General features: G+C 65.5%; 13 protein-coding genes. 4 read left to right on the top strand and 9 right to left on the bottom strand.

The features are described from left to right. Positions 1-241: 241 nt before the first annotated feature. The 6 genes from BMZ45_RS07935 to BMZ45_RS07910 form a co-directional block, all read right to left on the bottom strand. Positions 242-1,117, bottom strand: a complete 876-nt coding sequence (locus BMZ45_RS07935; RefSeq protein WP_175488987.1) for a sialate O-acetylesterase — start codon at positions 1,115-1,117, stop codon at positions 242-244. An 849-nt stretch (positions 1,118-1,966) separates the two neighbouring features. Then, positions 1,967-2,887 carry a sialate O-acetylesterase gene (locus tag BMZ45_RS07930; protein ID WP_091634788.1) on the bottom strand — a complete coding sequence of 307 codons (921 nt, stop codon included), beginning with the start codon at positions 2,885-2,887 and terminating at the stop codon, positions 1,967-1,969. An 88-nt stretch (positions 2,888-2,975) separates the two neighbouring features. Then, a complete protein-coding gene (locus tag BMZ45_RS07925; protein WP_091634786.1) occupies positions 2,976-4,697 on the bottom strand; it encodes a sialate O-acetylesterase in 1,722 nt (573 codons plus the stop codon). A gap of 139 nt (positions 4,698-4,836) precedes the next feature. Then, on the bottom strand, positions 4,837-5,790 hold the full coding sequence (locus BMZ45_RS07920) for a sialate O-acetylesterase (protein WP_175488986.1): 954 nt from the start codon (positions 5,788-5,790) through the stop codon (positions 4,837-4,839). 563 nt (positions 5,791-6,353) lie between these two features. Beyond that, a complete protein-coding gene (locus BMZ45_RS07915; RefSeq protein ID WP_091634782.1) occupies positions 6,354-6,704 on the bottom strand; it encodes a hypothetical protein in 351 nt (116 codons plus the stop codon). Between the two features lie 131 nt (positions 6,705-6,835). Next, on the bottom strand, positions 6,836-7,066 hold the full coding sequence (locus BMZ45_RS07910; RefSeq protein ID WP_091634779.1) for a DUF4287 domain-containing protein: 231 nt from the start codon (positions 7,064-7,066) through the stop codon (positions 6,836-6,838). Positions 7,067-7,358: 292 nt separating this feature from the next. On the opposite strand from BMZ45_RS07910, the gene BMZ45_RS07905 reads away from it, so the two are divergent. Further along, on the top strand, positions 7,359-8,279 hold the full coding sequence (locus BMZ45_RS07905) for a M14 family metallopeptidase (RefSeq protein WP_091634776.1): 921 nt from the start codon (positions 7,359-7,361) through the stop codon (positions 8,277-8,279). A gap of 101 nt (positions 8,280-8,380) precedes the next feature. Here the strand turns inward: BMZ45_RS07905 and BMZ45_RS07900 are convergent, their stop codons facing one another. Beyond that, a complete protein-coding gene (locus tag BMZ45_RS07900) occupies positions 8,381-9,286 on the bottom strand; it encodes a class I SAM-dependent methyltransferase (protein ID WP_343124202.1) in 906 nt (301 codons plus the stop codon). 20 nt (positions 9,287-9,306) lie between these two features. On the opposite strand from BMZ45_RS07900, the gene BMZ45_RS07895 reads away from it, so the two are divergent. The 3 genes from BMZ45_RS07895 to BMZ45_RS07885 all read left to right on the top strand — a co-directional run bounded on the left by BMZ45_RS07895 (position 9,307) and on the right by BMZ45_RS07885 (position 10,645). After that, positions 9,307-9,720: a helix-turn-helix domain-containing protein gene (locus BMZ45_RS07895; RefSeq protein WP_091634769.1), complete on the top strand. Its 414-nt coding sequence runs from the start codon at positions 9,307-9,309 to the stop codon at positions 9,718-9,720. A gap of 122 nt (positions 9,721-9,842) precedes the next feature. Beyond that, positions 9,843-10,277 carry a hypothetical protein gene (locus BMZ45_RS07890; RefSeq protein WP_091634767.1) on the top strand — a complete coding sequence of 145 codons (435 nt, stop codon included), beginning with the start codon at positions 9,843-9,845 and terminating at the stop codon, positions 10,275-10,277. Further along, positions 10,274-10,645, top strand: coding sequence for a cell envelope integrity protein TolA (locus tag BMZ45_RS07885; RefSeq protein WP_139215437.1), 372 nt, complete (start codon positions 10,274-10,276; stop codon positions 10,643-10,645). Before BMZ45_RS07890 ends, BMZ45_RS07885 begins: the two co-directional genes overlap by 4 nt. A 122-nt stretch (positions 10,646-10,767) precedes the next feature. On the opposite strand, the gene BMZ45_RS07880 is transcribed toward BMZ45_RS07885, so the two are convergent. Both BMZ45_RS07880 and BMZ45_RS07875 read right to left on the bottom strand, forming a co-directional pair. Next, positions 10,768-11,880 carry an alpha/beta fold hydrolase gene (locus tag BMZ45_RS07880; protein WP_091634762.1) on the bottom strand — a complete coding sequence of 371 codons (1,113 nt, stop codon included), beginning with the start codon at positions 11,878-11,880 and terminating at the stop codon, positions 10,768-10,770. A gap of 213 nt (positions 11,881-12,093) precedes the next feature. Beyond that, on the bottom strand, positions 12,094-13,236 hold the full coding sequence (locus BMZ45_RS07875) for an extracellular native short-chain-length polyhydroxyalkanoate depolymerase PhaZ7 (protein WP_175488985.1): 1,143 nt from the start codon (positions 13,234-13,236) through the stop codon (positions 12,094-12,096). Positions 13,237-13,255: the final 19 nt, after the last annotated feature.

Raw genomic sequence — 13,255 nt, 5'->3', positions numbered from 1 at the left:
GCCGAGCATCTGTTTTTGCTTGCAGCAAGTGAGGCGAAATTTTCCGATAAGAGAACCTGAGGACGTGGTGCTGCGATCCCGCGTTGAGCGACGCCGAAGCGCGGTTGTGGCGAAAACAGGGACTACGTCTTTGCGAGGTTGCCAGCGGCGCAACTGCCGGCCGGCGATCCGTGTCCGGTCGTCGTGGAGCGAAGACTCGGCATCGCGCCACAGGCGGCGCGATGCTGTTCTGCGGCTCTTACTACCAGGCGACCTGCCCCAGGTTGGCGATGTCGTACAGCGCTTGCAGCGCGAATCGCTGGCCCAGCACGACTTCGCCGCGGGCGGTGTAGTGCATGGGATCGCTGGCGTAGGTCTCCAGCGTCTTGGCATCGATCAGGTATACGTGGGGGTCGGCATCGGCCACGGCTTGCTGCGCGTCCCAGATCAGCTGCCGATAGGTCCAGACCGATGCGTCTTTGATGGTGGCCACGTAGATGTCCAGGTCCGGTTTACCGAGCTTGGTCCTTAGCGTTGAGATGAAGCGCAGCAGATTCGCCTTGTAGTTCTGCGCATAGTTCAGGTCCAACGAATCGCTCTCGCCCTGCATCCAGAACACGCCCTGGATATCGAGCGCGACGTTGCCGACGTTGGCCGCCTGGGTCGAGTTGACGATGGTGTTGATCAGGTAGTCGTAGCAGTTGTTGCCCGGGTTGGTCGGGTCCCAGTCCACCGCCAGCGAGGTGGCGCCCTTCGAGTACTTGATCAGCGCGATCTGCTCCCCGAGGTGGTGGGACAGCTCGCGTCCGATCGCCAGTTCGGGACCGAAGAAGTTGTTGTTGTGCTGATACAGCTCGTACTGGACGCCGAAGGAGGCCTGCAGGTTGCTCCATCCCGGCCCCACGCCGCTGTCGGGATGGCCCTTGTAGACCAGCGCGCGATCGGTATTGGTGAGGTAGTGGCCGTAGCCGAAGCTGTTCAAGTCCTGCTTGGGATTGACGTTGTAGGCCGCGGCATTGCGGCCGATGCCGATGCCCTCGGCATTGGATTGGCCGGCGACGATGTAAGTACGCAGCGTCTTGCTCGGGGCCTGCGCATAAGCGCCCAGACTCGTGGCGAGGATGCAGAGCGACAGCATCAGGCCGGGGAGGGAGCGAATCCGGGCCCGCGGATGATCGGGCCGGCGTTGACACGGCGATGCTTGCTCCAAGATGCGTGAGGCAGATTTTCCAATGAGAGAAATCGGGCTTGTCATACAAACTCACGAGAGGCGTTATGCCTGGCGGCGGGATCCAATGAAATGGCGTTCGAACGCTGGCCTGCGAGCCTGTTTTCTAGGCTCTGCGGTGGTTCGGTCCGCGTCCGTCGGACGAGATCGACGCTAGGAAGGTCGTCCATGACCGTCAAGGCGATCGGCACCTACGCGGAGCCTGAGGGTTATTCCTAGTGCTATGATTTAAATGGGAATTATTGGCACTGCATCGTTAAAACTCCGACCAAAGTATCAGGCTGGGTCAGTTGTTTTCATATTCTGAAATGTGAGCGTCGTACAGATTTGCGCCACGGCTGCGTGGTGCCCACAAAGATCGGCGCACAGAAGGAGTGGTCCCGACCTTCAGATCGAGTGTCCGTTGGTAGTGCCGCAGCACCGATTGTGCTGAAACGCCGATAGCGCTCAGTGGCCCATCATGCGTAAGAGTCACGAGTTCGCACTGCTGGAGTCGGCGGAGATCTGACCGGGCCGTCGACAGAAGAATGTGTCGACGCTCGGTCCCGCGTTGGATCAGGCGTGAAGCACCGAACCCTAGGCCAGCCTTTTTGGCCGGCCATTGGTCTTGTATCGCTGGCCAGGCCGATGAGGATCGTCGTCGTCACCGCGGCCAGAAGGATGCCGCGGCGACGATGCTCTCGCGCGGGTTCGATGTTGGAGTCCGTAAAGCGAGCCATTGCGGCTCGCTTTACGGTGGGGGTCTGGTTGGTTTGGAACTCAGAACTGCCCCAGGCCCCATGCGTCGTACAGCGCCTGCAAGGCGAAACGCTGGCCCAAGGTGACCTGGCCCCGGGCGGTGTAATGCATGGGGTCGTTGTTGTAGGCCTCCAGGTCGCGGCCGTTGACCAGGTAGACATTCGGATCGGCGTCGGCGACGGCTTGCTGCGCGTTCCAGATGTGCTGGCGATAGGTCCACACCGGCGTGTCGCGGATGGTGGCGACGTAGAAATCCAGAGTCGGCTTGTTGAGCTGGGTTCTCAAGGTCGCGATCAGCCGTTCGAGATTGGCCTGGTAGTGCTGGGCGTACTTGATGTCGCCCGAATCGCTTTCGCCCTGCATCCAGAACACGCCCTGGATATCCAGCGCGATGCCGCCTGCGGCCATGGCTTGGGTGGCGTGGTTGATGGTGTTGATCAGATAGTCGTAACGGTTGATGCCGGGATCGGTCGGGTCCCAATCCACCGCGAGCAAGGTCCCGCCTTTGCTGTACTTGATGATCGCGATCGGCTCCTTCAGGTGCGCGGCGACTTCGCGGCCGATTGCCAACTCGGGTCCGAACATGTTGTTGCGGTAGAGCGAATGTTCGTATCCGCTGCCGTAGGCGGGGCGCATCGCGTCCCAACCGGGGCCGACGCCGCTGTCCGGATGACCCTTGTAGATCAGGGCCTGGGTGTAGTCGCTGTCCCAATGGCCGAAGCCGATGGTGTAGAGATCCTGCTGGGGATTCAGGCCGTTGGCCGGATTGTTCCTGCGAACGCCGGTGCCTTCGGCATTGGACTGTCCGGCGACGATGTAGGTGCGCAGGGTCGGCATCGGGGCTTGCTGGGCTTGTGCGCTGGAACTGCCGCCGAACACGCACAGGGCGAGCATGAGGCCGGCACCGCGACGGGCGCGCTGGCGAGAGCTGGAATGCGACATGTGGGGTTGTCCTGTTTGAGGCGCAGACGCCAGCCGGGCACTACGATCGGCTGGCGTCCGACGCTGAGATCGAGATGACGAGACGGCCTTACCAGGGAACCTGGCCCAGGCCCCAGGCGGTGTAGAGCCCTTGCAGCGCGAACCGATTGCCCAGCGTGACCTGGCCTGCCGCGGTGTAATGGGCGGGGTCGTTGTCGTAGGCCTGCAGATCGCGGCCGCTGACCCAATTGACGTTGGGGTCGGCGTCGGCGACGGCCTGCTGTGCATTCCAGATCATCTGACGGTAGGTCCAATGCGGCGTATCGCGGATGGTGGCGAGGTGGAAGGGCAGTTGCGGCTTGCCCAGTCGGGTCCGCAAGGTCGCGATGAACTGCTTGAGATTGGCCTCGTAGGCCTGCGCATACGGCAAGGCGATGGAGTCGCTTTCGCCCTGCATCCAGAACACGCCCTGGATATCCAGTTCGACGCCGGCGGCCTGGGCGGCGGCGGTCGCGTTGGCGATGGCGACCAGCAAGTGGTCGTACTGGTTGGTGCCCGGATCGGCGGGGTTCCAGTCCACCGCCAGGGTGGTGCTGCCCTTGGATTGCTTGATCAGGACGATCTGTTCTTCGAGGTAGTGGGCCATGCTGCGCGCGATGCCCAGTTCGGGGCCGAACAGGTGATAGTTGAGCGGATTGCTTTCGTGCCCGAGGCCGTAGGTCGCGCGCATCACGTCCAGGCGTTGGCCGACACCGCTGTCCGGATGGCCTTTGTAGATCAGGGTCTGGCTGTAGGTGGTGTCGTAGTGGCCGAAGCCGATGGTGTACAAGTCCTGCTTCGGGTTCAGGCCATAAGCCGCGGCGTTTCTGCTGATGCCGACGCCCTCCGCATTGGATTGTCCGGCGACGATGTAGGCGCGCAGCGTCTTGACCTGGCCCTTGCCCCAGGCCGCGTACAGCGCCTGCCGCGCGAAGCGCTGGCCCAGGGTGACCTGGCCACGGGCGGTGTAGTGGGCGATGTCGTCGTTATAGGTTTCCAGGTCTTTGCCATGGACCAGGTAGGCATTCGGATCGGCGTCGGCGACGGCCTGTTGCGCATCCCAGATGAGCTGCCGATGCGTCCACAGCGGCAGATCCTTCAAGCTGGCGATGTGGAACGCCAGGTTCGGCTTGTTGAGCCGGGTCCTGAGCGCGGCGATCAGGCGTTCGAGATTGGCCTTGTAGTTCTGCGAATCCGCCAGGCTCCACGAATCGCTTTCGCCCTGCGTCCAGAACACGCCCTGGATGTCCAGGGTGATGCCGGCGGGCGCGATCGCCTGCTTGGCGTTCTCGATGGTCGCGATCAACTTGTCGTAGCAGTTGATCGCCGGGTCGTCGGGATTCCAGAACTGCGCCAGCGAGGTGCCGCCCTGGCCGTACTTGATGATCGCGATCTGCTCGTTCAAATGCGTGGCGACTTCGTGCCCGATCGCGAGCTCGGGGCCGAACTGGTTGTTCCGATAGAGCGCCTGATCGTAGCCGCCGCCGTAGGCCGGGCGCATGTTGTCCCAGCCGGGGCCGACGCCGGTGTCGGTATGGCCCTTGTAGATCAGCGCCTGCGGGAAATCGGCGTACCAGTGGCTGTAGCCGATGGTGTTGAGGTCCTGCTCGGGATTCCGGCCGCCGGGGTTCTTGCGGGTGCCGCCGCCTTCGGAATTGGATTGCCCGGCGACGATGTAGGCGCGGATGGTTCGGGTTTGCGCTTGCGCGGCCAGGCTGGCGCACAGCACGAACAGCACCAGCAGCAGGCTGCAGGCGCGGCGGAGGCTGCTTGAGGTGTTGGGATGAAACATAGGGACCCCTCTAGGGTGAAGTGCGTGCGCTACGGAACTGCCGGTGATCGGTTGGGCCCCCGTTACGGAGGCCGTGGGCCGCGCCGGGCACGAAGCGAGTTGGCTCGCGTTTCGCGCCCAGGTGGCGACCCGAAGGCGTTTACCAGGCGACCTGACCCAATCCCCAGGCGTCGTACAGCGCTTGCAAGGCGAAGCGCTGGCCCAACGAGACCTGGCCGCGGGCGGTGTAGTGGATGGGATCGCTGGTGTAGGTCTCCAGGTCCCGGCCGTGGACCAGATAGACGTTCGGATCGGCGTCGGCCACGGCCTGTTGCGCGTTCCAGATCTGCTGCCGATACGTCAGGTACGGCGTGTCTTTGATGGTGGCGACGTAGACGTCCAACTGCGGCTTGTTGAGGTCCCGCCGCAAGGCGGCGACGAACTTCTTGAGATTCGCTTCGTAGGCCTGCGCGCGCGCCTGGTCGATCGAATCGGCCTCGCCCTGCATCCAGAACACCCCCTGGATATCCAGGGCGATGTTGGCGGGGGCGATCGCATTTTTGCCGTTGTTAACCGCCGCCAGCAGGTGGTCGTAAAGATTCTGAGCCGGATCGTCCGCGTCCCACATCGAGATGGGCGAGCCGCCGAGGGTGTACTTGATGATCGCGATACGCTGGCCCAGGTGGGTGGACACTTCGCGCCCGATGGCCAGTTCCGGACCGAACATGTTGTTGTTGTACAGGTGCTGCTCGTAGTAGTAACCGTAATGGGCGCGCATGGAATCCCACCCCGGCGCGACGCCGGTGGAGGGGTGGGCTTTGTAGATCAGCGCCTGGTCGGTGGTGCTGTCCCAAGTGCCGAAGCCGATGGTGTACAGGTCCTGCTTGGGAACGACGCTGTTGATGTAGCGGTCCTGGTCGGTATTGTTCTTCGCGGAGAGGGCGATGTTGCGGATGCCGAAGCCTTCGGCGTTGGATTGCCCGGCGACGATGTAAGTACGCAGCGTCACCACCGGGGCCTGCGCATGAGCGCCCACGCTGGCGCCCATTACGCAGAGCGACAGCAGCAGACCGGCGAGGCGGCGGGCGGAGGTTGCGGCGGTGCGTGGCGGCATGTCGTTGCTCCTGCGTGCGAGTAGGCGGGCGGGTTGGCGCAAGCCGGCCGAGGCCTGCTCCGGCGGATGCGAAATCTGTTTTCCAATCGGAGAACGTGCGCCCGTCATAAAGCTCCCGCGCGGTGTCGAGGCAATGGTCTTGGGGTCCTGTGGGGTACCGCGCGAATGCTTGCCTGCGGCTGTGCCAGCGGGCCTGAGCGAGTCGTTCCGCGTCCGGCGGATGGGATCGACGCTAGGAATGCCCGCCCGGACTGTCAAGCCGAAATGGGCGGGTGGTTTTCCTGAGTGTTTTCCCTAGTCGTATGATTCTTATAGGTATTCGGACGTGTTGTGCCGCCACAATTCAGACCAAAGTATCAGGATCGGACAGCGAATTTCCGCGGAAGAAAATGACGGCGCCGGATCAAATGCGCAGCGGCTTCGCGTGGTGCACGAAGACCGGTTCACAGATTGCGTGCCAGCGCTCTGCGCAATCGGCGCCTACAAAACGCAGGCTCAGCACCGACTGCGCGTAGACGCCCAGGGCGCCCGCGCAGTCGGCGATAGGTGGTGGTGTAGCTGGATTACATGCCTGGAATCGGCAGGCACTCCATGACCTCGACGCCGTCGCCGGGGAAAATCGCGAAGTGTGGGTGGTTCTCGAACAGCTTGGCGGCGGCGTCCTGCGACTCGGCGCGCACCACCGTGTAGGCGGCCATGGCGTTGCGGATGTCGGCGATGCCGTCGCCGGTGACGCGCTTGGTTTTGCCCAGCGGGGCGCCGTGGTCGACGATGGCGTCGGCGTTGCGGGTCACCCATTCCTGCCAGGCCTGCATGCCGGCCTGCTCGCGCGCCGCGCGCGTGGCCTCGTCCAGGGTCTTCCAGACGTCCATCGAGGCGGGGGATCCGGTAAAGATCGCCAGATAGTTCTTCATCTTGTGCTCCTGTGAGGGTGAGGGCCCCACGGTGGACTCGGGGCCGCCGTGGAGAGGTGAAACGTCGTCGGCTCGCGGGTCGGTCGCGCCCCATGGCATCGCATCGACCGTGCGGGGGTCCTGTACGCGGCCTACTTGTCGCCTTCCTTCTTCGTGCCTTTCAGCAGCGCCACGATCGCCATCGAATGGCCGTGGCCCAGGTCGAAGTCCTGTTTCAGCCAGGCGATGATGTCGCCGGCCTTGACCCCCGGCAGCAGGCCCTTGGGGCCCGCATAGCCCTTCTTGGCGGCCAAAGCTCGAAAGTCGGCCGGGCGCTTGCCGGTTTTGGTCTGGATGTTGTCGAGATAGGCCTGGAAGGACATGGGGTGAGTTCCTGGAGGGTGGGCGAACGTGTGAGATCGAGGGCGATTCGGCCGCTCTTACTTGAGACGACGAACCAGGGCGGGCCAAATCGACATGGCGCGCGAACTTTTTTTTCGACCGGTCCAGGCGGAGCGGACCGCCCTCCAGCGGCCGGCCCGATTCCTGGCCTGCGACGGTTGCTGCGACGCGCATCGGGCGGGCCGCGAACAGCCCGTTGCCGACAGGCTGAGCGGTGGAATCGCGATGCTAAAATGTTGATCTTCCCAGCCAGCCTTCGGAGCGAGCGACGCGATGACCGCCACAGCCTTCTATCCCATCGGTACCCCCGGCCAGGCTTGGGGCGCCGCGGAAGTCGCCGAGTGGCGCTCGCGACAGGTTCGCCATCGCAGCTACGCGGACGATGTGCTGAGCAAGATCGATGCGCTGCGCTCGCGGTTCGACGTGCTGGAGTACGGTCGCCTGGACTACGCGCCCGACAGCTACCCGCTGTTCGCGATCAAGAGCCGCGACTGGCAGGAAGGCCTGCCCACCGCGCTGGTGACCGGCGGCGTGCACGGCTACGAGACCAGCGGCGTGCACGGTGCGCTGGAGTTCGTCGACCGCCACGCGGCGGACTACGCCGGCCGCGCCAATCTGCTGATCGCGCCCTGCATCAGCCCCTGGGCCTACGAGCGCATCCACCGCTGGAACCCGCAGGCGATCGATCCGAACCGCTCCTTCCGCGAGGACAGCCCGGCGCCGGAATCGGCCGCGCTGATGCGCCTGGTCGCGCCGTTGAGCGACAGCGTGCTGGTGCATATCGACCTGCACGAAACCACCGACAGCGACGAGTCCGAATTCCGCCCGGCCCTGGCCGCGCGCGACGGCAAGCCGTTCGAACCCGGCGAAATCCCCGACGGCTTCTATCTGGTCGACGATACGCAGGCGCCGCAGCCCGCGTTCCAGCAGGCGGTGATCGCGGCGGTGGCCAAGGTCACCCACATCGCGCCGGCCGACGACAAGGGCGAGATCATCGGCTCGACCGTGGTCGCCCCGGGCGTGATCAATTACGCGCTGCGCCCGCTGGGCCTGTGCGCCGGGGTCACCGACGCGCGCTACCGCACCACCACCGAGGTCTATCCCGACAGCCCGCGCGCCACGCCGGAGCAGTGCAATACGGCGCAGGCGACCGCGGTATGCGCGGCGATCGATTACGCGCTCGCGCATCCCTGATCGTTCGACGCACGCCCAGGCGTGCGCGTCGAGACGGGCGACGCGGCGTCTCCTTCGAAAGGCCGCTCGTCGAGCGGCCTTTTGTTTGCCCGGGCGCTGGCTCAGGCACCGGGTGCGCGTGCCCTGAGCAGCCAGCAGGCGGCGGTATAGCGCACTTCATCGCCGTGCACATAGGGGTCGAAAGCGGTGCGCACGGCAGCGATCACGCGTGCGCGGGTGCGCTCGTCGGAATCTTGCAGGCTCAGGCCCAGCGGACCGTGCCGGCCTAGGTAGGTAGCCAAGTCCGATTCTGGCAGGGAGCAGGGCACCTCGATCGGCTCGATCTCGATGCGGGTCCAGCCGGCATCTTGCAGGATGGCGTGCACGCGCGCCCGGTCGGCGAACGCGAACTGTCCGGGGCCGTCGGCGCGACGCGGCGGCAGCGTCGGCAGCAGCGCGGCCGCGGCGCGCTCGGCCGTGGTCATGAACGGATTCTCGGCGGCGCCGCGCCAGGCCACGCATCGCAGTTCGGCGCCTGGACGTGCGGCATGGCGCAGATTGCGATGCGCCGCGACCGGGTCGTCGAAGAACATCACGCCGAAGCGCGACAGCAGCAGATCGAACTCGCCGGGCGCGAAGGCGTGCGTTTGCGCGTCGGCGACGACGTAATGCGCCGCAAGCCCCTCGCGGGCGGCGCGGCTGCGCGCCAGCGCGATCATGGGTTCGGAGAGGTCGATGCCCAGGCTGTGGCCGGGAGCGCTCAGCCGCCGCGCGGCCGCCAGGCCGACCGCGCCCGTGCCGCAGCCGATGTCGAGCACGCGCATTGCCGATCCGAGCGGAATGTCTTCGGTCAACAACTGCTGGAACGGTAGGAACATCCGATCGAGCAGGGCCTGGGAGGCGACCCAGGCGTGTCCGGTCGGGCCGTTCCACAGGCTGGCCTGGCTGTTGTCGGATTGTGCGGTGGCGTTCATGCCGGTGTCCTGAGCTTGCCTTCGAAGGGCGGAAACCGCACTGTGCAACTTCAAGTCGACTTGAGGTCAAGGGCATGGGCGAGCTGGATATCGCGCAGGTCGTGCAGCGCTCCGGCGTTCCCGCTTCGACCCTGCGCTACTACGAAGAAAAGGGATTGATCGCTTCGATCGGCAGGCATGGCCTGCGCCGTCAATACGACGCGGCGGTGCTGGAACGATTGGCCTTGATCGCCGTAGGCCGCGCCGCCGGTTTCGCCTTGGACGAGATCGCGCTGGTGTTCGCGCCGGACGGTCGGCCGCGCATCGATCGGCAACGGCTGATCGCCAAGGCCGACGAGCTGGACGCGACCATCCGCAGGCTCAGCGGTCTGCGCGACGGCCTGCGCCACGCCGCCGCCTGTCGCGCGGCCAGTCACATGGAGTGCCCCAGCTTCCGCCGAATTCTGCGCGTCGGCGCGATCGGCGCCAAAGCCAAGCCGCGGGCCTAGCTTCGGCGCCGGTTCAGCGCGAGGGGCTCATCGCGATCGGGCGCGTCGCCACGTCCGACGCTGGACGCGCCTCGGCAGGGTCTGCTATCACTGCGCGAGTTCGTGGGCCTGGGGGAGGCCGAATGGATCCGAAGCTGCAACAGCTGGTGGCTCGCACCAATCTGGACGAGCTGCTGGCGCCGTCCGCGCCGGAGGTCGATCTGAATCAGCCCGTGGCGCCGCCCGCATCCGCGCCCATGGACCCGGCGCGGTCCACCGCCGATCCGTTCCAGGTCAACTTCGCCACCACCGACGTGATCGGCAAGCTGCACGACGGCGGCACCAGTTCCGGCGTGCGCTGGTTCGCGCTGGTGTTCCTGGGAGGACCGATGCTGATCTTCGGCCTGAGCCTGCTGTACCTGACCTGGTACGACCCGCAGCTGCAGCTCTTCAAGATCCCCAACGACCTCGGTTCGGCCTTGAAGGCGCTGTTCGGCACGGCGGCCGGGCTGGCGATCGGCGGTTTTTGGCCCTACGTCATTTTTAGGCGCAGGCCTGCGGCGACGGACAAGACGTGAGGCCGCTTGCGCTGGTCGCGGTGCTCGGTCTGAGCGTGGGCATCGCTTCCGCACAGGAACGCGCGTCCGAGTCGCCCGATCCGCTGGTGCACGAATACGCGCGCGCCGTGCAAAGCGCCATTCTCAAGCGTTGGACGCGGCCGCAGTCGGTGGCCGTCGGTCAGCGTTGCGTTCTGGACGTGCGCCAGCTCCCCGGCGGCATCGTCGCGAGCGTGGACGTGGCGTCGGACTGCGAATACGATGCGGCCGGCAGGCAATCCATCATGGCCGCCACGCTGAAGGCGCAGCCGCTGCCGTACGCGGGCTACGAAAGCGTGTTCCATCGTCGCTTGATCCTGAAATTCGTCGCTCAGGATCCCGCGCCATAGAAAAGCGAAGGCCGTCATTCGGGATAGGGCGACGACTGTTTAAGGATGGGCTTGGGCTTGCCAAAAATGAAAGCGGAGACGCTCTCATCCGAACGTCTCCGCACTTCAGCCGTGCTCGAGTGTCAACGCTTGTCGCCGGCGCCCTCGTCGGTCAGGGGCCGCACGTAGGTGAGCAGGCTGGTCAGCAGCTTGCCGGGCTCCTCCCAGGGCACCATGTGCGAGGAGCGCTCGAACCAGACCCCTTGCTTGTAGGGCGCCTTGACTCGCGACAGCCAGGCATCGGTCGGTTCCGACGGCGTGGTGTAGTCATGGCGGCCCATGAACATCAGCACCGGTATCGGGAATTCGCGCACGTCGCTCATGTTCACGGTCAGGAACTCGGGCAGCAGCCGGCCCAGCGAGAACACGTTGCCCTGGTCCACGGCGGCGCGGTCGCAGTCGTCGTAGTCCGGCGACAGCAGCGGCGCGCGGTAGTAGTACAGCGAGCTGTCGCGATAGGCGCTCAGGCCGCCGTAGTGCTGCGCCCATTTGCGTGCGGCGATGATGCGTTCGCGGGTGATGGGCTGGTCGCCGGGGTAGGGGGCGATAGCCTGCATTTCCTTGATCGCCTCCAGGTTGCCCTCGGCGGTGGCCTGGCGCAGGCCGTGTTCGAAGCTGATGCGCTCGTTCTCGCGCACGTTGATGACCTGGCCGATGCCGATGTAGGCGTAGAACAGGTCGGGCCGCTTCAGGGCCGCCCGCATGCCGACGATGGTGCCCCAGCTATGGCTCATCAGCACCAGCTTGCGCTTGCCGTAGCGCTTGCGCAGGTGCTCGGCGACCTCGATGGCGTCGTCGACGTAGCGCTCGATGCGCAGGGTGTCGGCGTAGCCGTTCGGATCCTGCTGAGTGTAGGTCTTGCCGGCGCCGCGCTGGTCCCAGTTGACGACGGTGAAGTATTCCTCGATCGGGCGCTGGAACTGCCACATGCCCGGAATCAGCGGCGAGGCGGGTCCGCCGTGCACGAACAGGATCATGGGGTTGGCCTTGTCCTGGCCGCGCACGTTGATCCATTGCTCGATGCCGCCGGCTTTCACGGCGTAGGCCTCCTGCACGCCATCGGGGTTGAGGATGCGGCCCAGGTCCTGGATGACGAGGCGGGCGTCCGCGTACTTGGAGGTGTCCTTGCATTCGGCCGCCTGAGCGACCGGACTCAGGAACAGCGACAAGGCGAACAGCAGCGACAGTGTTTTCATAGGCGGGCCTCATGCGTGGAAACGGAACGCGCGGCCGCACGATGTACTGGACTGAGGCGACGGGTGCAAGACCGGCCGCTCGTATCTGTGCGGTTAACCATGCAGATACGGCGAAGGCGAGCACGGTTGCGTCGACCGCTCGCGGTCGACGACGCAGGGGCGGCGTGGATGCGAGCGCGCCTTGTGCGCGCTCGCCTGCTGGACTGCCCGGGACTAGCGGTTCACCGAGGGCCCGTTCACGCCCACATAGCCGTTCGCGCACCCGGTAGTGCACGTGGTCGCCAGCATGTTGTAGACGATGCGGCCGGCATTGCTCTTGGACCGGAAGTGGCCGACACCGTTGCTGGTATCGCCGCCGCCGGCGTTGTAGGGGCTGCCGTCCGACCAGTCCCAGTCGTAGGCATAGGCGCTGCTGCCGGTGCCGATGTCGACCTGCGCCTTGACGTTGCTGGCGGCATTGAACAGTGCGCCGGAGCTGCAGCCACCCGAGTAGCTGGTGGTGAAGCAATGGACCTGGTCGTAGAGGCCGCCGGTGATGGTGTAGAACGAGATCGTGCTGAGCAGGGTCGGCATCGCGCGCAGGCTGTTGCTGCCGCTGCCGGTCCAGCGGTTGTAGCCGTAGTAGACCGCGCCGCTGCTCGGGTAGAGGCCGAAGGTGTAGTAGTCGTAAGGGAAGACGTAGGCCTCGGCGTTGCAGGTAGGCGCGTAGGGCGACTGGTAGCCCGTGCTCAGGCAGGTCTGCAGGCCGCGCAGGCCGCCGCCGATGTTGACGAAACGGCGCACGCTGCCCTGATAGCCGTAGTAGCGCAGCATGGCCAGGCTCATCGACGAGCCCAGCGAATGGGCGACGATATCGACCTGGCTGCGGCCGGTGTAGGCCTTCACCTTATCGATGAAGGTCTTGAGAATCTGGTACTTGGCCGGTTCGTGATAGTTGTACTGCGGGGCGGCGCGCTCGTCCGCGTCCAGGTAGGTCACGCCGAACAGTTCGCAGTCGTTGTAGCCGCGCGCCTTGAGCTCGTCGTAAATGGAGTTGGCCGGCGTGGTGTAGCCGGCGACCGCCGCGGGTGGCATGTCGAAACTGATCGCGCTGTCGCCGTTGCCGGCGATGAACACCACCGGCGTGCGCGTGGCGATGCAGCTGCCGCCGCCGAAACCGCCGCTGCCCACGCCCGGGCTGAATCCGCCCGCGTACTGGCTGGCCGTGCCCAGGCAGGTGTAGCCGTTGTTGCTGCCGCAATCCAGGGCTAGTGCGGTCGCCGGTGCGAGCAGGGCCGCGCCGCCGAGCGCCGGTAGCAGCGCCGCCAGGGCCAAGCCGGACAGGCGGGCGCGAGTGAGGGTGGATGTCAGGGCCACGGCGGCGCACGACCGGGCA

The organism is Lysobacter sp. cf310 (genome assembly GCF_900114355.1).
Taxonomy (GTDB): domain Bacteria; phylum Pseudomonadota; class Gammaproteobacteria; order Xanthomonadales; family Xanthomonadaceae; genus Lysobacter.
This window is presented reverse-complemented; position numbering and strand designations above follow the sequence as displayed.

Excerpts from the sequence above, each read along its gene's own strand:
- BMZ45_RS07935 (WP_175488987.1), bottom strand. The coding sequence starts at position 1,117 with ATGCTGTCGCTCTGCATCCTCGCCACGAGTCTGGGCGCTTATGCGCAG.
- BMZ45_RS07930 (WP_091634788.1), bottom strand. The coding sequence starts at position 2,887 with ATGTCGCATTCCAGCTCTCGCCAGCGCGCCCGTCGCGGTGCCGGCCTC.
- BMZ45_RS07925 (WP_091634786.1), bottom strand. The coding sequence starts at position 4,697 with ATGTTTCATCCCAACACCTCAAGCAGCCTCCGCCGCGCCTGCAGCCTG.
- BMZ45_RS07920 (WP_175488986.1), bottom strand. The coding sequence starts at position 5,790 with ATGCCGCCACGCACCGCCGCAACCTCCGCCCGCCGCCTCGCCGGTCTG.
- BMZ45_RS07915 (WP_091634782.1), bottom strand. The coding sequence starts at position 6,704 with ATGAAGAACTATCTGGCGATCTTTACCGGATCCCCCGCCTCGATGGAC.
- BMZ45_RS07910 (WP_091634779.1), bottom strand. The coding sequence starts at position 7,066 with ATGTCCTTCCAGGCCTATCTCGACAACATCCAGACCAAAACCGGCAAG.
- BMZ45_RS07905 (WP_091634776.1), top strand. The coding sequence starts at position 7,359 with ATGACCGCCACAGCCTTCTATCCCATCGGTACCCCCGGCCAGGCTTGG.
- BMZ45_RS07895 (WP_091634769.1), top strand. The coding sequence starts at position 9,307 with ATGGGCGAGCTGGATATCGCGCAGGTCGTGCAGCGCTCCGGCGTTCCC.
- BMZ45_RS07890 (WP_091634767.1), top strand. The coding sequence starts at position 9,843 with ATGGATCCGAAGCTGCAACAGCTGGTGGCTCGCACCAATCTGGACGAG.
- BMZ45_RS07880 (WP_091634762.1), bottom strand. The coding sequence starts at position 11,880 with ATGAAAACACTGTCGCTGCTGTTCGCCTTGTCGCTGTTCCTGAGTCCG.